Consider the following 20,325-nt stretch of genomic DNA (forward strand, 5'->3'; position numbering starts at 1 on the left):
CAGTGGCCTCAAAAACAGGTAGGGGCCTCCTTGCGGGTGTGAGTGGCTGCAGCGCAATGGAACGAACACGACTGTTACACTAACCCATACTAACAACGAAGATGGCGCAAACAACCTTGTAATTTAAACCTTTAAAAATTCTTCAATAACCATCTCTCTACAATTTCTACTCCTTTGTACATAATGGTTGCAAGGACTGCGATCACCAATAAGCTCATTAAGACAAGTGTGAAATTAAAGACTTGGAAGCCATAAATAATTAGATAGCCAAGTCCTTGTTTTGAGACGAGAAATTCTCCAACAATAACCCCAACCCAAGCCAATCCGACATTTACTTTAAGAGTGGAAATGATGGTCGGAAGCGAAGCTGGGAAAATAACATATTGAAAGGTTTGCTTCTTGCTAGCACCGAATGTATTCATCACTTTTAAATAATTCGCATCGACTTCACGAAAGGCCGTAAAGACAACCATCGTTGTAATAACAACCGAGACGAGTGCCCCCATTGCTATAATGGACGTAAAGCTAGGACCAAGTCCAACGATTAAAAGTGGACCGAGGGCGACTTTAGGCATTGAGTTTAAAACAACGAGGTACGGATCAAGAACTTTTGAAATAAATCGTGACCACCATAAGATCGCAGCTAATAAAGTTCCAAATCCTGTCCCTAGCATGAAGCCAAGTAATGTTTCAAACATCGTAACGGAGGCATGGGTAAACAACGAACCATCGCTGACTCTCGTAATCAATAAGTCCCAAATGCGTGATGGCATACTAAACAGCAATGGATCAATCCATCTTTGTCTAGCTGCAACCTCCCAAAAGACAAAAAAGGAAATGAGAATACTTAGCTGAACGATTAGTACTTTCCGGTTTTCTTTTTTTAAAGAGGCTAGATATTTTTTGTGTAAGGAATCAAGATGTTGATCCAAGGCTCTCCATCTCCTTCCAAATCATTTGAAATAACCCATTATAGTTAGGGTGTTGTCTTGCCTCAAATGGAAGCGTCTTAGCCAATTCAACGGGGATATCAAAAATTCGATGGATCCGCCCGGGTCTAGGAGAAAGCAAAACGACTCGATCAGACATAGCGATGGCTTCTCCAATATCATGCGTGACCAAAATGGCCGTTTTCTTCTCAGCCTTTAATGTTTGATAAACCAAATCCTCTAATTTTAATTTTGTTTGATAATCAAGTGCGGAAAAAGGTTCATCGAGTAACATAAGAGAGGGATTGGTAGCTAGCATACGGACTAGAGCGACGCGTTGTCTCATTCCGCCAGAAAGTTGATTTGGGTAAAAGTTTTTTTTATCAGCGAGGCCTAGTTGCTCGAGCCATCTAAGAGCAAATTGTTTTGTTTTTTCGGAATAGATACCTTTTATTTTCAATCCAAGCATAATGTTGTCTTCAATTGTTCTCCACGGAAAAAGGTAATCTTGTTGAAGCATATAGCCAACCTGATTTTCTTCTTCTGGACTTTGAACGGATTGAAAAGAAACGTGACCACTTGTTGGTTTGAGAAGTCCAGCAATGATCGAAAGCAAGGTCGTTTTCCCGCAACCACTAGGGCCAAGGATGGAGATGAATTCTCCATCCTTTACCTCAAGCGAGATCGATTCAAGAGCGAGTGTGGCTTCTCTTTTTGTTACATATCCTAAGGTTACTTCATGGAGTTGTAGCGTTGACATGGATATTCAACCCCCTTAGTTGGTTACACTCTCTGCAATAGACGTATTTACTAACTCTGTGTACTCTACTTCACGTGGAAGTTCTCCAGCCTCATCCATAATTAACTGCAAATTATCCCATGCTTCAGGTTGAACAAGAGGAGAGGTTGCATATGTTCCTTGCGATCGATAGCGATCCACTACTTGAGCAACCAGTTCAACATCGGTGTCTTCAAAAAAGTCAACAATCGCTTCTGCTATGACTTCGACTGGCTGCTCATTGACCCACTGCTGGCCTTTATGGAGCGCACGGGTAAAGGCTTTGAGTTTTTCTTCTTCATCCTCCATGTAACTTTGTTTAGACATAAATACGGTGTACGGAACACTTCCAGATTCGGTACCAAATGAAGCAACAATGTGACCAATTCCTTCATTTTCAAATAAGGAAGCTTGTGGTTCAAACAATTGAACGAAATCGCCTGTACCAGATGCAAAGGCACTTGGAATGTTGCCGAAATCTATGCTTTGAATAAGGTTCAAATCGTTGTGAGGGTCAATTCCGTTTTGTCGTAGAACATGTTCTCCAACCATTTGAGGCATCCCACCTGTACGTTGTCCAAGGAAGGTGCTTCCTTTTAAATCATCCCAATCAAATGAATCTCGTTTTTCACGAGAGACAAGAAAGGTACCATCTGCTTGTGTTAATTGAGCAAAGTTAATGGCAGGATCACTAGCGTCTTGTGCATACACATAAATGGACGTTTCCGCTCCAACAAGAGCAATATCTGCTCCATCTGATAGCAAAGTTGTCATCGTATTGTCTCCACCCCAAGTCTCGTCAGGTCAAGATCAATTCCTTCCTCCTCAAAATATCCTTGAGAGATCGCTGCATAAAAAGGGGCATAGAAGATGGAGCGCGTCACTTCAGCAACACGGATCGTCTCTTTTCCACCACCAAAGGAACACGCAGAAACCGATAAAATGAATACAAGAGATAAGAGCAACAGAGCCACTTTTTTCATAACGGTCATAAAAGTCATCCCCTTAAAATGAATATAGAATTGTGATAGTGTATGTGAAGAAGAGAAAATGTGTGTTTGCCCATTTCATGTTTCTTGGTATATTTGTTCACAAACCTAGTAAAAGTGAGGATCAAACATGAACATACATTCTAAAATCCGAATGCCATCTCCTCATCCTTCTATTCATCTCTATCAGATTACATATGTGAGCTCTGGTTTAAAGGTAAAAGGTTATATGGCGCTTCCAACTGGTGATCAGAAACGGCCAGGATTGTTGTATTTACGTGGAGGCATTAAAAGCGTTGGAATGGTACGGATTCAACGAGTCATTCAGTGGGCTGCTGAAGGATTTGTTGTAATTGCCCCATTTTATCGTGGAAACAAAGGGGGAGAAGGACAAGAAGATTTTTGTGGGGACGATCGATACGATGCGATTGCTGCTTTTGACTTGCTAAAAAATCATCCACAAGTAGACGAGCATTCCTTGCATATTGTTGGGTTTTCAAGAGGTGGTGTCATGGCGCTTCTAACTGGCATTGAACGTGCTGAAGCAAAATCAATAGTTTGTTGGAATGGTGTATCTGACATGGTATTAACGTATTGGGAGAGAGTTGACTTAAGAAGAATGATGAAAAGAGTGATAGGTGGAACGCCGAATAAATATCCAGATCGGTATGAATGGAGAACTCCACTTCATCATCTTGAAAAGATTGAAGGAAAGTTGCTGATCATTCATGGCGTATTAGACAAGCACGTTTCAATTGACCATGCGTATCGCCTAGAGGAAGCGTGTAGGCTAGCTAATAAAACGGTGGAAACATGGTATTATGATTCTTACTCTCACCAATTTCCGTTACCAAGTCAGAGAAAAATTCTTCAAGAAGCCGCTAAATGGATGAAATGATCTAAAAAGTAACAAAAATGACACGTAGACTACTGCAGGATAAGTGATCCACGTATGAGACCCAGCAGGTTCAACGGGCACCCGCGGAAAGCGGAGTGTCATTCCCCTGCGGCTGCTTACCCGTTGACCGAAAATACCTGTTTTCTGCAAGGCAGTAACCCATTGGCTAATTATCTGTCAGACTTCTTTACAATAAATTTACAATATTTACAAAAAAGTTAATTAAGTATACGTATTTTTTAGGTAAAATTGAAATATGTAGATATTTGTAAAATAAAGAAGATTGGTGGTGTCCATATGGAATTAGTCAGTCAATTTGATAACCCAATTAATTATAATAACCGAGAACTAAGTTGGTTATCGTTCAATAAACGCGTTCTAGAAGAAGCCATCGATGAAAGAAACTTATTATTAGAACGCTTAAAGTTCCTTGCTATTTTCAGTGCCAATCTAGATGAATTTTTTATGGTACGCGTTGCTGGTTTAAAAGACCAGGTAAAAGCTGGTTTTAGAAAGCCAGATAATAAATCTGGATTAACGCCTAGGCAGCAGCTAAATAAGATTTCACAGATGACGCATGAAGTCATTAAGCTTCAGTACGAAACATATCATTCCGTCCTCCTTCCTCTTTTGCAAAAAGAGAAGATCTTTTTTTCCCCCTTGGAAAAGTTAGATGAAAAACAACAACAGTTTATAGAAGATTATTTTGATCATAAAATTTATCCGGTTTTAACCCCTTTAGCGATTGACGCATATCGACCTTTTCCAAAATTATTGAGTAAAAGTTTAAATTTGGCTATTATCATTCAGGAACAAGACGAAACAAGCGCACAAAACGAAGCTACATCAAAAAAGTTAGCCATCGTACAAGTACCGAGTGTCTTAAATCGCTATGTACTTATCCCTGGAGAAGGTAATGAAAATGTGTTTGTGTTATTAGAAGATGTGATTGCTTATTTTATAGGAAAAATGTTCACAGGGTATGAAGTAAAAAGCGTCACATCATTTCGGATTACTAGAAATGCAGATTTAACAATTCATGAAGATGGAGCTTCTGATTTATTAAGTGTAATCGAAAAAGAATTAAAAAAACGAAAATGGGGAGCGGAAGTCAGACTCGAAATAGAAAAACAGGGAGATGAGGATGTATTACGCTACTTACAGGAACAGTTAGAGGTAACAGAAGAGGATACGTATGTGATTGATGGACCTCTTGATTTAACATTTTTGTTTTCTTTCTATAAATGGGGAGCAAAGTATTTTGAACGCTTGGCTGATGAACCGATTTTTCCTCAGCAGCCCCAGGATCTATCAGTAGGAGAAGATTTATTTGAAAAAGCGTTAAAACAAGATATTCTTCTGCATCATCCGTATGATTCTTTTGAACCTGTTGTTGATTTCGTAGCAAAAGCAGCAGAAGACCCTAGTGTCTTAGCCATTAAGCAAACGTTGTATCGTGTTAGTGGTGATTCGTCGATTATTCAAGGTTTAAAAAAAGCGGCAGCCAATGGCAAGCAAGTGACGGTTTTAGTTGAACTTAAGGCGCGTTTTGATGAAGAAAATAACGTAAGCTGGGCGAAAGAACTAGAAAAGGAAGGGTGCCATGTTATTTATGGGTTTACCCATTTAAAAACACATAGCAAAATCACGTTAGTAGTTCGACAAAGACATGATCAAATTGAACGATTTGTCCATTTAGGAACGGGCAATTACAATGATGCCACAGCAAGGCTTTACACAGATGTAGGACTGATTACGTCGAATGAAAAATTTGGTGTTGATGCGACCAATTTCTTTAATTATATAAGTGGATATACAGACAAACCAAAGTATCACTACTTGTCTGTGGCTCCATATGACATTCGGGAAGATTATATTCAATTAATTGATGAGGAAATAGCCTATCATAGTAAGTACGGAAATGGCCGGATTATTGCTAAAATGAATTCCCTTACTGACAAGCCTCTCATCCAGAAACTTTATGAGGCATCTCAAAAAGGAGTTAAAATTGACCTTATCATTCGAGGAATTTGTTGCTTACGCCCAGGAATAGAAGGGGTTAGCGAAAACATAACCGTTCGAAGCATAGTGGGGCGCTTTTTAGAACATAGCCGAATCTATTATTTTCATCATAATGGAGAAGAGAAAGTGTTCTTTTCGTCTGCCGACCTGATGACTCGAAATATGGAAAATCGAATTGAAATTCTTTTTCCTATTTTAGACTTACGCTTAAAGAAAAGAGTAATAAAGTGGTTGCAGTTGTACCTAGCAGATAATGCAAAAGCAAGGGAACAAGATGAAACAGGACTTTATCACTATGTGAAACGGGAAATCGGACAACCTCTTGTTAATAGTCAATGCGAGCTCAGGCAGAAAGATTTTTTTCAAAAAGTGAGTGACTATCTTACAAGTGCCACCATGAAATTTCATAAAAATAAGGAAAAATCAAGCCGGGTGACCGCTTTCTTTCATTCTATTTTAATCAGAAAGATATAAGAAACTCGTTAAGTATGAAGTGTGTTGTTTCAACCTATAATACCTTTAAAAGAGTACGGGAGTGTTTTAAAGGTAATGATTGATGACCTGAAAAAAGAGACCATTAAACTTTTAAATGTGAATGTGTATTGTGAATATGCATTCACAAACAAGCCACCTATCTTACTGATTCATGGATTTGTCTCATCGACGTATACGTTCAATCGTCTGATTCCTCAACTTATAAAAGACTTTTCTGTCATTGCCATCGATTTACCTGGGTTTGGAAGAAGTGAGAAATCAAAAAGCTTTGTTTATTCATTTGAAAATTACGCACAGTTAATCAACGAGTGTTTGAACTACTTCCACGTCGATCGTGTAACAGTAGTCGGACATTCGATGGGAGGACAAATTGCTCTTTATACAGCGAAGGCATTCCCTGAAAAGGTAAAGAAGCTTATTTTAATTGGCAGCTCTGGTTACTTAAAACCTGCTAAAAAGTCACTTATCTATTGTTCTTACCTGCCTTTTTTTCGGTACTTTGTTGAGCGATACATTCGCAAAAAAGATGTGAAGAAAAGTTTAGAAAATGTTGTTTATAATCAGACGGTCATTCATAAGGAAATGATGGATGAATTTACTCGGCCCCTTTCTGAGAAAAATTTCTATGTTGCTCTTTTAAAACTGTTGAGAGATCGAGAAGGAGATTTAAGCAGTTTACAATTGAAAGAAATAGCAATTCCAACTTTGTTAATATGGGGAGAAGAAGATAAGGTTGTTCCGGTTTCGATTGGCAGGCGTTTACTGAGTGATTTACCCGAGGCAGAGCTGATCACCTATGAAAAAACTGGACACCTCGTGACCGAGGAAAAACCAACCGAGGTCTACAATCATATTATAAAATATACTTCATAGTTTATTTCATATATGTCAACTCGTTAGACATATATGAAATAAACAGCAAGAATCGAGCTAACCACCCCAAGACAAGCCCCAATAAGGCAATCAGTAGGATAATGTAACCCTAAGTACATACGTGAAAGAGACACAAGTATCGCTAAAGGCAACACCGTAATGGCAAGAAGAGGCGAATGAAGGGAAAAAACGATCGCAATCGAAAAGGCGGCTGCTGAATGACCGGACGGGAAAGAATAATCTTTCAATGGATTTTCAACTGTAATCACGTTTGGCAAATTTAAATAAGGGCGTTTCCGTCCAGATGCCTTTTTAATCATTTGAACAGCTATAAAGCTTAAAGTTAGTGCAATAAATGCATCAATGGCCCAAATGCGTAAATCATTTGAAAACAACAGAACCATTGCAAAGAGCAAGGATAAAGTAAACGTAGCACCACCAAGGTGGGTGATTTTCGGTAACAGCATATCAAGTGTTTTACATCTCCATTGTTTGTTAACGACCATTAGGACTCGATTATCGTTCGTCGTTACCCAGTTAACAAAGCGATTCATTCCACCAACTCCAGAAAGAAATGTAGGTTACGTGTCTATTATAATACCATCTTTTTAAGAATACGTTTCGAACTTATGGAGATTTTATACGAAAGTTAATAATACCTTTACATGAACTTTGTAAAAAACGGTCTCTCTATAGAGTAAAGTGATAGTAATCAACTTTACTTTGAAAAGGGGAGATTAGGATGCGCATTGCAATTTTTACAGATACGTATACACCAGAAATTAATGGGGTCGCACGAACGCTGCAACGGTTGACAAATTACTTAGAGAACAATGAGATTGAGTATAAAGTGTTTGCACCAGAAAGCAAAGCTCCTGTCCCAACTATTCCTCAAATTGAACGCTTCATGAGTTTGCCGTTCTTTTTCTATCCAGAATGTAGAGTGGCCCTTCCTAATCCGGTCCAAATGAAGCAAGCTCTTGAGTGCTTCAACCCAACCCTTATCCACATAGCAACTCCGTTAAATTTAGCCTTTACGGCTTACGGTATGGAAAAAAGCATCACATACCAATGGTCGCTTCCTATCATACTCATTTTGATGATTATTTAAACTATTATCATTTACCCTTTCTCCAAAAATGGATCTGGAAATATATGCTGTGGTTTCATCGATCCTTTCAACGAGTATATGTCCCTTCTCAAAGTACAAAAGATAAGCTAGTCGATTTAAAATTCCATCCGGATCTAGAAATTTGGGGCAGAGGCATTGATCATTCCTATTTTCACCCTGAAAGAAGAACGAATTCAGTGAGAGAAACCTATCGGATTAAACAGAAGAACATCTTGTTATACGTAGGCCGAATTGCTCCAGAAAAGGAAATTGACCTTGCCCTAAGGACGTTTCATTCCTTACCAAGTTCAATAAAAGATGAAACTCACTTTTTACTTGTTGGAGATGGACCACAGTTAAAGATGTTATCACAATATAGCAATGAACAAGTGACGTTTACTGGATTTAAAGAAGGGGATGAATTAGCCGACATCTATGCATCAAGCGACCTATTCTTATTTCCATCCTCGACTGAAACGTTTGGGAATGTCGTCTTAGAAGCAATGGCTTCAGGTTTGCCAGTGATTGGAGCGAATGCTGGTGGAGTACAGCATTTAATTCAGCATGGAGAAACAGGTTTCTTATGTGAACCAAAAGATCAAGAATCGTTTACAAGATTGACAGGTAGATTATTGCAAAGTGGTTATAAGCGTTCAGCTTTTTCGGTGAGAGCACGTGAATATGCGTTATCCTATTCATGGGAGGAGATTTTTTCAGATCTTGTAAATAGTTATAATGAAATAATGATTCGCAATCAGAAAAGGCACTCAGCATAAGAAAACTCTTTGCAGACTTTGCTCCTCAAAATGAATCTATCGTATGAATTTGACCAAAACGTAAAAAGTAAAAAGAGATACGATAAAGAGGAGTAGACAAAGTGATGAAGTGGAAAGTTTTGTTTTTGGTCAGTTCGGTAATCTTAATAGGTTTTTTAGCTATTTCCTTTGCTGAGTTTGAGTATGGATTTGTACCAAAAGATGAGCAAATTGTAAATCGTACTCCCACCCAGTTTAATGAGGAAGTGGAATATGACTTAATGGGTGAGTTTTTAACTTCAGAGTCAGTAAAGAAGCTCAAAGAACAGCATCGTCAGCACGTTCTTTCACCAGAAAATGGAGCTATTAAAATTGATGATGAGTTAATTGAGGAAGGGAAAGAATTCTTCTACAAAGAAACATTTGGAAATGAAGTATTTCTAACAGATATTCTTGGATTTATTGACGGTCCGTTTCAGATAGCAAATGTTACAAAAGCGATCCTGCAACTTAAGGGAGAACCAACTACTAATTTACGGGTAGAGTTATCCGAAGATGTGACAATAGGCGATAAAACGTGGAAAAAAGGTGAGAAAATTGATACCGGTTTAGATGTAGCAAAAGGGGCTTTAACACCGCTTGGAATCCCCATTTCTTATTCAGATGGCCGGTTAAGGGCTGGATTAAGCTGTGCGGCCTGTCATGCGAGTGTAGAGCCTCAAACAGGGAAAGTACTTCAGGGAGTACCTAATGCTGATTTTGATAGTGGAATGCTTGTTGCCTTAGCAACAAACTCATCAGCCTTTTTCCCGACAGCGCAAATAGAGTCCCTTAAAGATTATATTCGCGACACAAATCGAACGATTACAAATTCAAAAGGAGAAGAGGAGATTCTTCCTGATCCTGTTGCCCTTGAAAAAGTTGTCGATGAGACATTTATCAAGTGGCCTAAAGGGAATTTCGATACGAGTGCGGACTTAACATCCAATCCCACTCAAACACCAGATGCATTTACACTTGGAGATCATCCATATAGCTGGAATGGGTTTTCCATTATTGGCCCTTTTAAAGGACTTAGCACGTTTAATAACAAAGTACATTCATTTAATTCTGATAGCCTTTCATTGTCGGAGCATAGTGACGCTTTATTGGAGATTGATAAGGAAATCTATATCGGAACCATTTTGCAAAATGCTGCAAATGAAGAGTATCGCTATGATCCTACTTCTTCCATGAAACCTTCTGAATTTTTTAAGACGGTTGACACAACACCGAATGTACCTGGTTCAAACGAAGGGGTAAAACCGCCAACTTATCCAAAAGTGTCAAAGGTTACTCCGCATGGACTGGTCGTTACCTCAATAGGAACAGAGGTCGGGAGAGAAAACAATGCTTTGTCAGCTTTCCAAAATACACTAACTCCACCACCATATGAACCGAAAGTAAGTGAGGAGACAAAAGCAAAGGGAAGGGACGTGTTTGAGAGAGCCGGTTGTATACAATGTCATTCTGGTCGAGCATTCACCAATAATCGGATTATTCCCACTGAAGAAATTAAGACTGAACCAACGCGCGCGAAGGCAATGAAAGGGATTGATAAGATACTAGGAGATTCGTTAATGTATGCTCCGAACACGCCAACACCATTGCCACCCAATCCAAAGGTTTTGCGTGTACCTACAGATCATATTGATGAGGATCAAATGAACTTAGCGTTTGTTATTGATTCAAATGGTGGATATAAAGTGAAAGGGTTAATTGGATTAGCCTTTACAGCACCTTATTTACATGATGGTGGTGTCTCAGTAGGGGATAATGAAGAAAGTGATCTTGGTATACCGGGCACAATTATGAAAGGGCAATTTCCCAATCCTTATAACAGCTTGAAGGCTGTTATTGACAAAGAATTGCGTCAAAAAGTCATTCAAGCAAACTCATCTGTTCAAGATCTTGAGGAAATGAATGTCAAAGGTGTGGGTCATGAATACTGGGTTGATCGAACAACAGGGTTTACAGATGAAGAACAAGCAGCGTTAATTAACTATCTGCTATCAGAAACAAGCCCAGATTTAAAAAAGTAAAAAAAGGGGATGTCTCAGGTTGAAAATAGGCCTTTGAGACATCCTCTTTTGACTTCCATTTTAATTTGGTCCAGCCTCTTTAATACGCTCATTTATATTTTCGAATTTCTTGAAGTTTTCTTTAAAGTTGCAAGCTAGTTCCTTTGCCTTTTTGTCATAGGCTTCTTTGTCTTTCCACGTTTCACGTGGCTGCAGGACATGATCGGGAACTCCTGCACAGTGAATAGGAATATGGAGACCAAAAATGGAATCAATATTTGTCTCGATCTTGCGCAATTCACCAGATAAAGCGGCTTGAACCATGGCACGAGTATATTTTAAATTGATTCGCTTCCCTACTCCATACTCTCCTCCAGACCAGCCTGTGTTAACGAGATACACATCAACATCATGTTGATCTATTTTAGCACCTAACATTTCGGCATAAGTAGCAGCAGGAAGTGGTAAGAATGGAGCACCAAAGCATGTAGAGAAAGTTGCTTCTGGTGATGTAACTCCTCGTTCAGTACCAGCTAGTTTGCTCGTATAACCGGAGAGAAAATGGTACATCGCTTGTTCTTTTGTTAATTTACTAATGGGAGGCAAAACCCCGAACGCGTCTGCCGTTAGAAAGATAATCGTGTTCGGATGCCCAGCAACACTTGGTAGGAGTGCATTTGGAATCGCATCGATTGGATACGCGGCTCTCGTATTTTCCGTTAAACAAGTGTCATCATAGTCAGCCTCACCGGTTTCATTATTAATGACAACGTTTTCCAAAACGGCTCCAAATCGAATCGCATTCCATATTTGTGGTTCTTTTTCTTCTGAGAGACTTACACATTTTGCATAACATCCACCTTCAATATTAAAGACACCATGACTGGACCAGCCGTGCTCATCGTCTCCAATTAACGAACGTCTAGGATCAGCAGACAGGGTTGTTTTCCCGGTACCAGAAAGGCCGAAAAATAATGCAACGTCACCCTCGGGGCCAGCGTTTGCTGAGCAATGCATGGAAAGAACGTCCTCTTCAGGTAGTAAAAAGTTCATCACAGAAAAAATTGATTTTTTCATTTCGCCAGCATATTCGGTTCCACCAATTAAAATGATTCGTTCTTCAAAAGACAAAATAACAAAAGCTTCTGAATTCGTTCCATCAACGAGTGGATCCGCTTTAAAAGTTGGTGCTGAAATAATGGTGAAAGGTTCATTTTTCGATTGTTGTGTTTTATTAGTTGGTCGAATAAAAAGCTGCCTTGCAAACACTTGATGCCAAGCAAATTCATTAATAATCGTTAAAGGAATTTGATAAGGTTCTGATGCTCCAGCAAATCCATCTGATACAAAAAGCTCCTCTTGCATGCCTAAATGTTCAATCACTTTGTGATACAACGATGAAAATACATCTTTTCCAATAGACTGATTAACAGAACCCCATTCAATTTTATCGGTGATGGATGATTCGTTAACAATAAATTTATCCTTTGGTGAACGCCCTGTATAGGCACCGGTTTCAACCGCTAATGCTCCAGTAGATGAGAGCCTTCCTTCTCCGCGTTTTAAAGACTGTTCGATTAGGGATGAAATAGGAAGATTAACGTGAACATGGTCTTTATTTATTAATTTGGTTAAATCAGCATGTAGACTAGTTGTATTCATCGTCGCAAAATCCTTTCCTTAGCTAAGATTCATTGTCAAAAAGTTCGAATTCTTTTCATTAGTATATCACATTAAAACTATTAATCTATACTATTTCTTTCCAATTATTCTGTGAAAAATGTTTTCATTTTTCTGCTGTTCAACACTTCCAAATTGTGAAGAATGTCAAATACAAGTTCCTCTTTTTGGCTTACTGAATAGGATGTAGGTAGTAACATGATATGCAAGGGAGGCGTTCACTTTGCAGGAAGTTTCGATGATGGATCTTGCAACGGTCTCAGCAGTTGTGGCAGCACTTGTCACAGTAGTGGGAAATGCTTTTAAGATTGAAAAGCAGTACCGAGCACTACTAGCTATCGGGTTTGCTGGAATCCTATGGTTTATCCCACGAGAATGGGGTGAGCAAGTTTTAACGGCTCTTATTATCGGTTTAACGGCAAGCGGGGTTTATAGTCAGGTAAAACCACGCGACAATGCAAATGAATTAATGAGATTGCAGCTTCAAGAGGATATGCGAATGGAACAAGAGATGCAAGAGGAGCAGGAGAAGCAGCAGAAACAAAAAGAAAGAGAAAGACGTCGAAAGAAAAATGAGAACCATGAGGATACACCATACTAATAAAAAATAGGAGCGTTATTTTATATTGAAACGAATTTCCCAAAAAGATCGTTCTTTTGGGAAATTCGTTTTTATTTTTTATTGATAGTAAAGACAAGAATAAATCAAAACCTATTGCACAAACTAAAAATGGTTAATATAGAAAGAGAAATTACCAAAAGTATCCTGTGAAATGAAGCTTGACAGGTTGACAGATAACGACAATGTGCGATATGATATGCGTCGAACGGATACTCTTATCCTGAGTAGGCGGAGGGACAGGCCCGAAGAAGCCCAGCAACCAACATTCTAAGCCAGAGTGAAAAGGTGCTAACCTGCAAGGCATTGCCTTGGACGATAAGAGGCTAAAGGTAATTATTCAACCCTTTTCCTCTATATAGGAAGAGGGTTTTTATCGTTTAGATGTCTTTACAGGTAGATAATTCCCATTCGATGGGGCATGAGTGCCGTCTTAAAGAAAAACATATGCTACTAAAAGCTGTGTTTACAAGGAGGAAGTTATGATGACAGAATTGAAAAGTAGACGTTTGTTTACGTCTGAATCAGTAACAGAAGGGCACCCTGATAAAATTTGTGATCAAATTTCAGATGCCATTTTAGATGCGATTATTACAAATGACCCAAATGCCCGTGTCGCTTGTGAAACATCTGTTACAACTGGGCTGGTTTTAGTAGCTGGAGAAATTACAACAAGCACGTATGTAGATATTCCGAAAATTGTTAGAGAAACGATTAAAGGAATTGGATATACGCGAGCAAAATATGGTTTTGATTATGAAACGTGTGCGGTCTTAACGTCAATTGATGAGCAGTCTGCTGATATTGCTCAAGGGGTTGACCAAGCATTAGAAGCACGTGAAGGTCAAATGACTGATGAAGAAATTGAAGCGATCGGTGCAGGCGACCAAGGGTTAATGTTTGGTTATGCGAACAATGAAACAGCCGAGTTAATGCCTTTACCAATTTCCCTTAGTCACAAAATTGCAAGACGTTTAACAGAGGTTCGTAAAGATGAAATTCTTCCTTATCTTCGTCCAGATGGAAAAACACAAGTGACCGTTGAATACGATGAAAATGGGAAGCCAGCTCGAATTGATACAATCGTTATTTCGACTCAACATCATCCAGAAGTGACCCTGGATCAGATCCAACGTAATCTAAAAGAATACGTGATTAACCCAGTCGTTCCACAGGAACTGATTGATGAAAATACGAAATATTTTATTAATCCAACGGGTCGTTTTGTCATTGGAGGACCACAAGGGGATGCAGGTTTAACTGGACGCAAAATCATTGTTGATACATACGGTGGTTACGCACGCCATGGTGGCGGAGCGTTTTCAGGGAAAGACGCAACAAAAGTAGACCGCTCTGGAGCTTATGCAGCACGTTATGTTGCGAAAAACATTGTAGCTGCAGGTTTAGCAGATAAATGTGAAGTTCAATTAGCTTATGCGATTGGAGTAGCACAACCTGTATCTATTTCGGTTGATACATTTGGCACGGGTAAAGTATCAGAAGAGTCATTGGTATCACTAGTCCGTGATAATTTTGACCTTCGCCCAGCAGGCATCATCAAAATGCTTGATTTACGCCGCCCGATTTACAAGCAAACAGCTGCCTATGGCCATTTTGGACGTACAGATGTTGAACTACCTTGGGAGCAAACGGATAAAGCAGCAACATTAAAAGAACAAGCGGGATTATAAGAGCAAAAACACACGAGTTCATTTCGTGTGTTTTTTTGTCGCTAAAAGAGAGGAAGCTTAAAAACCTGAGAAACGAGTGAAAGATGAAGCCTCAAAGAAAAGTAGAAAAATTAACAGGCTGGTATTACAGTAGATAGACAATTGAAATGGTATGCTTTGATGCAATATTGGTCAAAATGAATGGAGAAGGGGGGGTGAATGAATTGGCACAAGATGTACTTTGCGAAGTAAACAACTGTGTGTATTGGGCACATGGAAATCAGTGTGAAGCTGATAAAATTTATGTTGTAAGTCATACAGGTAAAGAAGCAGATAAGCAAGAGGAAACTGATTGCAAAACATTTGAACCACAACATTAATGCTGGTAGAAAAGAGCGATGGCCTTCGCTCTTTTCTATTTCTATTATTGATAATAATAATCAATATTATTCAATTACCAAAAAAATTTACGCATCGTTCCTTTGTTCCTGAATTACTTGCTTATAATGCTGGCCTTTTTCAACATACTCGCGGCGGATCCGAGCCATATCAACTAGATCTTCTTCGGTTAACTCTCGGATCACTTTTGCTGGCCTACCAAATGCTAACATATTAGCAGGGATTTTTTTACCTGGAGGAACAAGGCTGCCTGCCCCAATAAAAGCACCTTCCCCAATCTCGGCACCATCTAAAACAATTGATCCCATGCCAATCAGCGCATTTTTACGTATCGTACAACTATGTAACATCACTTGATGTCCAACAGTCACATCGTCCTCAATGATTAAAGGATATTTAGGGCTTTGATGAAGCATCGATTGGTCTTGGATATTGACCCGTTTTCCTATAATCGTAGGAGAGACGTCGCCACGGATAACCGTTTGAAACCAAATGCTTGATTCATCCCCAATGGTAACGTCTCCGGTGATGGTTACTCCGTCAGCAATAAATACACTTTCAGAAATTGTCGGAAATTTGTCTTGATATCGGTAAATCATAACATCACATCCTTTTCGTTTGATAAAAAAATCGATATACTTATCTTAACGTAAAAAAGGTTGGTCATGGCCTTTTTTTGAATAGACATTAAAGGAGGGGAACGTAAAATGTGGAAATGGGAAGTGGCTGAACCTAGAGGTGTTGTGATCATCGTTCATGGAGCAGGAGAGCATCATGGACGCTATATATGGCTTGCAAAGAAGTGGAATGAGCATGGCTTTGATGTGATCATGGGTGATCTCCCAGGTCAGGGGAAAACACGTGGCAAGCGTGGACATATTCAGTCATTTAATCAATATTTAGATTCGGTGGAAGAATGGATAGATGAAGCTCGGCTAAAAGGCTTGCCGATTTATTTATTAGGACATAGTATGGGTGGCCTTGTTGTCATTCGTACCGTTATGGAAAGAAGCATAGCGTTGATACAAGGAGTAATTTTATCTTCTCCTTGTTTAGGACTTAGTGAACCACCAGCTAAAACAAAGGAGTTCGCTTCGAAAATTCTACATCGAATTGTTCCTTCTTTCAGTCAAAACTCAGGTATTCGCTCGGAATTAGCGACGAGAAATGAAGAAGTACGAGAAGCTTATGTCAAAGACGAACTTCGAGTTAGCAAAGTATCAGCAAGGTGGTATCAAGAATTAACAAAGGCGATGCGTCTAGCTCACAGGTACCCTGAAAAGTTTCCGAATGTCCCTTTGCTTGTCTTGCAGTCTGGAGAAGATTACCTTGTTAACAAATACGATGTGAGAGATTGGTTTAACCTGCTAGCGATTCAAGAAAAGTCGTATAAAGAGTGGGAAGGTCTCTATCACGAAGTGTTTAATGAACCAGAGAGAGAGCAAGTTTTTCGCTATGCGATTGGCTTTGTAAACCTGCTAACACCTTAAAATTGTATGTTTAGTTGGAATATGCTACTGTTTTTAAAGAAGAAAAGGACTAGGAGGAATTTCGGTTGACTGCACCAACAAGACCTATCCCACTACTTATGAATATTTACAAGGAAGTTATTCCAACAGTACATAAATATTTTGACCCATGGATTGAAAAAGCGTCAGCAATCCCGGACCCTGAACTGCGTGCTCAGGCGCTTGATGCATTAAAAAAGAAAAAGTTTCATTGTGAAGGAGGCGGAGTGTACGGGCTTGTAGCGAAAGATCGTTTTGAAGAGCTTCTTCAATTTATTATTGCTTATCAAATTGCTTGTGATTATTTAGATAACCTTTGCGATCAAAGTCCGGCACTAGACCCTAAGGACTTTCGCTCGTTGCATCAATCTCTTTTAGATGCTTTGACTCCAGGGGCTGAGCTAAAAAACTATTATCAATACCGAGATGAACAAGATGATGGTGGATATTTGCATGATATCGTTAACACATGTCAATCCATCCTTGCGACGTTCCCTTCCTTTGAAAAAGTACAAGCAGGTATGTTGGAGTTAAGTGGCTATTATGGTGATTTACAAGTACATAAACATGTTGTGAAAGAGGAACGAATTCCACGTTTAGAAAAGTGGTTTGCCGAGCATCGTCATAAAGTACCAGAGATGACGTGGTATGAATTTTCAGCTTGCGCAGGTTCTACACTTGGCATTTATACGCTTGCAACATACGCAACAAAGAATGATCTAACGGAGGAAACAGCCCAACTCCTAAAGGAGGGGTATTATCCTTGGTTACAAGGCGTTCACATTCTTCTTGACTACTTTATTGATCAAGAAGAAGACATTGCAGATGATGAACTGAACTTTTTGTTCTATTATAAAGACGAGGAGGAAATGATTGAACGCTTTCGTCTATTTGTAACAAAGGCGGAGGAATATATTGAGAAGCTTCCGGATTCTAGGTTTCATCAAATGATTATTCGGGGCGTTATTGCCATTTACATTGCTGACGATAAAGTTCAAAGGGATAAAGAGTTAAAAAAGAAATCGAAGAAAATGGTGAAAATGGGTGGTCTTCCTACGATGTTGTTTTTGCTTAATCGATGGATGTTCAGGAAATAGCCATAACGAAAAAGTCTGATCGTCACAAAGAATAAGGTCAGACTTTTTCATCATGTATAATGGTTTGATTTTCATATCCATTAATCAGTAAGTCAAGCTTGCCACTTTCAGGACAAATGACTAGACCGTGTACGGCAACGTCTTTTGGGAGAAGAGGGTGATTTTTAATCATGGAGACACTGTTCTCTACATTTTTTTCAACATGATCGAAGCCTGTTAGAAACCCGCGGAGATCTACTCCAGAAAACTCAAGCATATCGATCGTTTCTTTCTGGATCCCACGCTCTAGTGATTTGTTTAAGATACTAGTAGGCTGTAAACCGGTCATGCCACAACCATGATGGCCAACAACCATCACTTCCCCTGCACCCAACTCATAAATCGCTACTAAAATACTTCTCATAATACTCCCAAATGGATGAGTAATCACAGCTCCAGCATTTTTAATGATTTTTGCATCACCGTTTTTTACATTCATCGCATGTGGGAGAAGTTCTAGAAGGCGTGTATCCATGCATGTTAAGATGACGACTTTTTTATCGGGGTATTTCGTTGTTTCAAAACGCTCATATTCTTTATTGAAAACAAAACGTTCATTGTGAGCCAAAACCGAGTTTAATAATGGCATATTTTGATTCTCCTCAAAGTCCAGTTGTATCTATTTTCAAACTATTAAAACAAATTGTCAATGGTTACCTTTTTTCGATGGCTACAACAAAAGGGGGATCGTTGACTTGATTGATAAAATCATATTTCAGAACATGTGCAAGACGTTGATCAATTTGCTCGACAAAGGAAAGGATCATCTCTTTTTCCATTTTTCCTTCTTCGTGACCATGATAAATTACAAGCACAATCGTGCCGCCTTTGGGCATGATGTCTAATAACGCACTAACTGCGGCAATGGTTGATGTTGGACGTGTGACAATCGATTTATCACCACCAGGAAGATATCCGAGATTAAATATGGCGCCTTTCACTTTCGACTGCTTTTTCTCAGGAATGAGCGAACGAACTTGTTCATGTCCTTCTTGGAACAAGGTAACGTATGGAGTGAGGTTGCGTTCTACTAATTTCCTTGAGGTGGACTCAATGGCAGCTTGTTGCACGTCAAACCCGTAAACATGCCCTTTATCTCCTACTAGGTTTGCTAAGAAAATCGTATCGTGCCCATTTCCAACTGTACAGTCAACAGCGATATCTCCCTCTGTTAATGCATTTTCTAAGACAAATCGTGCAAAAGGCAAAACCCCGAGAACATTCATTTACATGCAATCCTTTCAGTATCAAAGTATTTTCCTTGGGAACTATCTCGTCGTTTTAATTCAGCTTCAATTCCGTTTAGTACGCTCCATTTGTTCATGCTCCACATCGGTCCAATCATAAGGTCAGCTGGACCGTCCCCTGTTAATCGGTGAACAACCATATTGGGCGGCAAAACCTCTAGTTGATCGACAACAAGTTGAATGTAGTCATCTTCCTTCATCAATTGAAGCAATCCTTTTTCATACTGTTTCACCATCGCTGTTTTTTTCAATAGATGAAGAAGGTGAATTTTAATTCCTTGTACGTCTAGTTTCGCAACTTCTTTAGCCGTTTCCATCATCATGTCATAATCTTCGAGTGGAAGACCATTGATAATGTGAGAACAGACATTAATGTTGTGTTTTCTTAGTTTTTTAACACCATCTGCGTAACTTTGATAGTCATGAGCCCGGTTAATGAGCAGAGCTGTTCTTTCGTGGACTGTTTGCAGTCCTAATTCAACCCAAAGAAAGGTTCGCTTGTTCAACTCAGCTAAATATTCAACAACAACATCTGGTAAACAATCAGGTCTCGTTGCAATCGAAAGTCCGACCACTCCTTCTTGTTCGAGAATCGTCTCATAATAGGAACGCAACGTTTCAACGGGAGCATACGTGTTCGTATAGGCTTGGAAGTAGCCAATGTATTTGCCGCTTTTCCACTTTTTATGCATTTTATCTTTAATCGTATGAAATTGAGTGACTAAATCATCTTTTCGATCTCCAGCAAAGTCCCCGGATCCTCTTTCACTGCAAAACGTACAGCCACCATGTGCAACAGAACCGTCTCGATTTGGACAGTCAAAGCCAGCATCTAGTGGAATTTTAAAAACCTTTTCACCAAATTGCTCTCTTAAATAGTAGTTCCAAGAATAATATCGTTTATCGCCATACATATGAACTGTCAATTGAATCACCTTTCTCTTACATAAAGCAAGAAATAGTAGAGTTTGTTTGAAAAAAGGTAAAAATCAACCTTTTTCAGTGTCTGGTTTAAATGGGAATGGCTCCGCTCGTTGCGCGCCTAGTATGAGAAACCCGCTCATAACAGGATTTATAAAAAGATTGCAACGGCTTCGCACATTCCTCCGAGGGTACTGAAAAAGGTAAAGGTCAACCTTTTTCAGTGTCCTTTTGT

19 protein-coding genes, 1 pseudogene and 1 riboswitch are annotated in these 20,325 nt (G+C 39.3%); of the genes and pseudogenes, 11 read left to right on the forward strand and 9 right to left on the reverse strand.

Annotated elements, in window-relative coordinates; genetic code table 11:
• Nucleotides 1-131: 131 nt before the first annotated feature.
• The 3 genes and pseudogenes from JCM9140_RS16180 to JCM9140_RS16190 all read right to left on the reverse strand — a co-directional run bounded on the left by JCM9140_RS16180 (nucleotide 132) and on the right by JCM9140_RS16190 (nucleotide 2,699).
• Nucleotides 132-932 (reverse strand): ABC transporter permease, encoded by an 801-nt coding sequence (locus JCM9140_RS16180; protein WP_034748835.1) that lies wholly within the window; start codon nucleotides 930-932, stop codon nucleotides 132-134.
• Nucleotides 916-1,689 carry an ABC transporter ATP-binding protein gene (locus tag JCM9140_RS16185; RefSeq protein ID WP_034748838.1) on the reverse strand — a complete coding sequence of 258 codons (774 nt, stop codon included), beginning with the start codon at nucleotides 1,687-1,689 and terminating at the stop codon, nucleotides 916-918. Before JCM9140_RS16185 ends, JCM9140_RS16180 begins: the two co-directional genes overlap by 17 nt.
• 15 nt (nucleotides 1,690-1,704) lie before the next feature.
• Nucleotides 1,705-2,699, reverse strand: a pseudogene (locus tag JCM9140_RS16190) (ABC transporter substrate-binding protein).
• A 127-nt stretch (nucleotides 2,700-2,826) separates the two neighbouring features.
• Between JCM9140_RS16190 and JCM9140_RS16195 the strand changes: the two are divergent.
• From JCM9140_RS16195 to JCM9140_RS16205, 3 genes are all read left to right on the forward strand, one after another.
• Complete coding sequence (locus JCM9140_RS16195; RefSeq protein ID WP_034748841.1) at nucleotides 2,827-3,594, forward strand: alpha/beta hydrolase family protein; 768 nt, start codon at nucleotides 2,827-2,829, stop codon at nucleotides 3,592-3,594.
• Between the two features lie 297 nt (nucleotides 3,595-3,891).
• Nucleotides 3,892-6,090, forward strand: a complete 2,199-nt coding sequence (locus tag JCM9140_RS16200) for an RNA degradosome polyphosphate kinase (RefSeq protein WP_081727733.1) — start codon at nucleotides 3,892-3,894, stop codon at nucleotides 6,088-6,090.
• 75 nt (nucleotides 6,091-6,165) lie between these two features.
• Nucleotides 6,166-6,984 carry an alpha/beta fold hydrolase gene (locus tag JCM9140_RS16205; protein ID WP_034748844.1) on the forward strand — a complete coding sequence of 273 codons (819 nt, stop codon included), beginning with the start codon at nucleotides 6,166-6,168 and terminating at the stop codon, nucleotides 6,982-6,984.
• Nucleotides 6,985-7,007: 23 nt separating this feature from the next.
• On the opposite strand, the gene JCM9140_RS16210 is transcribed toward JCM9140_RS16205, so the two are convergent.
• Complete coding sequence (locus JCM9140_RS16210; RefSeq protein WP_034748847.1) at nucleotides 7,008-7,538, reverse strand: phosphatase PAP2 family protein; 531 nt, start codon at nucleotides 7,536-7,538, stop codon at nucleotides 7,008-7,010.
• Between the two features lie 188 nt (nucleotides 7,539-7,726).
• On the opposite strand from JCM9140_RS16210, the gene JCM9140_RS24645 reads away from it, so the two are divergent.
• The 3 genes from JCM9140_RS24645 to JCM9140_RS16220 all read left to right on the forward strand — a co-directional run bounded on the left by JCM9140_RS24645 (nucleotide 7,727) and on the right by JCM9140_RS16220 (nucleotide 10,931).
• Nucleotides 7,727-8,095 (forward strand): glycosyltransferase, encoded by a 369-nt coding sequence (locus JCM9140_RS24645; RefSeq protein WP_268870579.1) that lies wholly within the window; start codon nucleotides 7,727-7,729, stop codon nucleotides 8,093-8,095.
• Nucleotides 8,050-8,871: a glycosyltransferase family 4 protein gene (locus JCM9140_RS24650; protein WP_268870580.1), complete on the forward strand. Its 822-nt coding sequence runs from the start codon at nucleotides 8,050-8,052 to the stop codon at nucleotides 8,869-8,871. Before JCM9140_RS24645 ends, JCM9140_RS24650 begins: the two co-directional genes overlap by 46 nt.
• 104 nt (nucleotides 8,872-8,975) lie before the next feature.
• A complete protein-coding gene (locus tag JCM9140_RS16220; protein ID WP_156314903.1) occupies nucleotides 8,976-10,931 on the forward strand; it encodes an electron transport protein in 1,956 nt (651 codons plus the stop codon).
• 60 nt (nucleotides 10,932-10,991) lie between these two features.
• Here the strand turns inward: JCM9140_RS16220 and pckA are convergent, their stop codons facing one another.
• Nucleotides 10,992-12,572, reverse strand: coding sequence for a phosphoenolpyruvate carboxykinase (ATP) (pckA, locus tag JCM9140_RS16225; protein ID WP_034748853.1), 1,581 nt, complete (start codon nucleotides 12,570-12,572; stop codon nucleotides 10,992-10,994).
• A gap of 241 nt (nucleotides 12,573-12,813) precedes the next feature.
• Here pckA and JCM9140_RS22715 point away from each other — a divergent pair, with 241 nt between their 5' ends.
• The 3 genes from JCM9140_RS22715 (at nucleotide 12,814) to JCM9140_RS23280 (ending at nucleotide 15,259) form a co-directional block, all read left to right on the forward strand.
• The gene (locus JCM9140_RS22715) at nucleotides 12,814-13,191 is read left to right on the forward strand and encodes a hypothetical protein (RefSeq protein WP_052002324.1); all 378 of its coding nucleotides are present in this window, start codon (nucleotides 12,814-12,816) and stop codon (nucleotides 13,189-13,191) included.
• 233 nt (nucleotides 13,192-13,424) lie between these two features.
• A riboswitch (SAM riboswitch) is annotated at nucleotides 13,425-13,534 on the forward strand.
• Between the two features lie 160 nt (nucleotides 13,535-13,694).
• On the forward strand, nucleotides 13,695-14,900 hold the full coding sequence (gene metK, locus JCM9140_RS16235; protein ID WP_156314902.1) for a methionine adenosyltransferase: 1,206 nt from the start codon (nucleotides 13,695-13,697) through the stop codon (nucleotides 14,898-14,900).
• Nucleotides 14,901-15,103: 203 nt separating this feature from the next.
• Nucleotides 15,104-15,259 (forward strand): DUF1540 domain-containing protein, encoded by a 156-nt coding sequence (locus tag JCM9140_RS23280; RefSeq protein WP_081727734.1) that lies wholly within the window; start codon nucleotides 15,104-15,106, stop codon nucleotides 15,257-15,259.
• Between the two features lie 87 nt (nucleotides 15,260-15,346).
• On the opposite strand, the gene JCM9140_RS16240 is transcribed toward JCM9140_RS23280, so the two are convergent.
• Nucleotides 15,347-15,877, reverse strand: a complete 531-nt coding sequence (locus JCM9140_RS16240; RefSeq protein ID WP_034748858.1) for a gamma carbonic anhydrase — start codon at nucleotides 15,875-15,877, stop codon at nucleotides 15,347-15,349.
• Between the two features lie 108 nt (nucleotides 15,878-15,985).
• Between JCM9140_RS16240 and JCM9140_RS16245 the strand changes: the two genes are divergently transcribed.
• Both JCM9140_RS16245 and JCM9140_RS16250 read left to right on the forward strand, forming a co-directional pair.
• Complete coding sequence (locus JCM9140_RS16245) at nucleotides 15,986-16,768, forward strand: alpha/beta hydrolase (RefSeq protein ID WP_034748861.1); 783 nt, start codon at nucleotides 15,986-15,988, stop codon at nucleotides 16,766-16,768.
• A gap of 65 nt (nucleotides 16,769-16,833) precedes the next feature.
• The gene (locus tag JCM9140_RS16250) at nucleotides 16,834-17,883 is read left to right on the forward strand and encodes a tetraprenyl-beta-curcumene synthase family protein (protein ID WP_034748864.1); all 1,050 of its coding nucleotides are present in this window, start codon (nucleotides 16,834-16,836) and stop codon (nucleotides 17,881-17,883) included.
• A 37-nt stretch (nucleotides 17,884-17,920) separates the two neighbouring features.
• On the opposite strand, the gene JCM9140_RS16255 is transcribed toward JCM9140_RS16250, so the two are convergent.
• The 3 genes from JCM9140_RS16255 to mnmL form a co-directional block, all read right to left on the reverse strand.
• On the reverse strand, nucleotides 17,921-18,511 hold the full coding sequence (locus tag JCM9140_RS16255) for a beta-class carbonic anhydrase (protein WP_034748867.1): 591 nt from the start codon (nucleotides 18,509-18,511) through the stop codon (nucleotides 17,921-17,923).
• A 64-nt stretch (nucleotides 18,512-18,575) separates the two neighbouring features.
• Complete coding sequence (gene mnmM / locus JCM9140_RS16260) at nucleotides 18,576-19,148, reverse strand: tRNA 5-(aminomethyl)-2-thiouridylate-methyltransferase MnmM (protein WP_034748870.1); 573 nt, start codon at nucleotides 19,146-19,148, stop codon at nucleotides 18,576-18,578.
• Nucleotides 19,145-20,083 (reverse strand): tRNA modification radical SAM protein MnmL/YtqA, encoded by a 939-nt coding sequence (gene mnmL / locus JCM9140_RS16265; RefSeq protein WP_034748881.1) that lies wholly within the window; start codon nucleotides 20,081-20,083, stop codon nucleotides 19,145-19,147. Before mnmL ends, mnmM begins: the two co-directional genes overlap by 4 nt.
• Nucleotides 20,084-20,325 lie beyond the last annotated feature (242 nt).

This window comes from Halalkalibacter wakoensis JCM 9140, assembly GCF_000513095.1.
Classification (GTDB): Bacteria; Bacillota; Bacilli; order Bacillales; family Bacillaceae_D; genus Halalkalibacter; species Halalkalibacter wakoensis.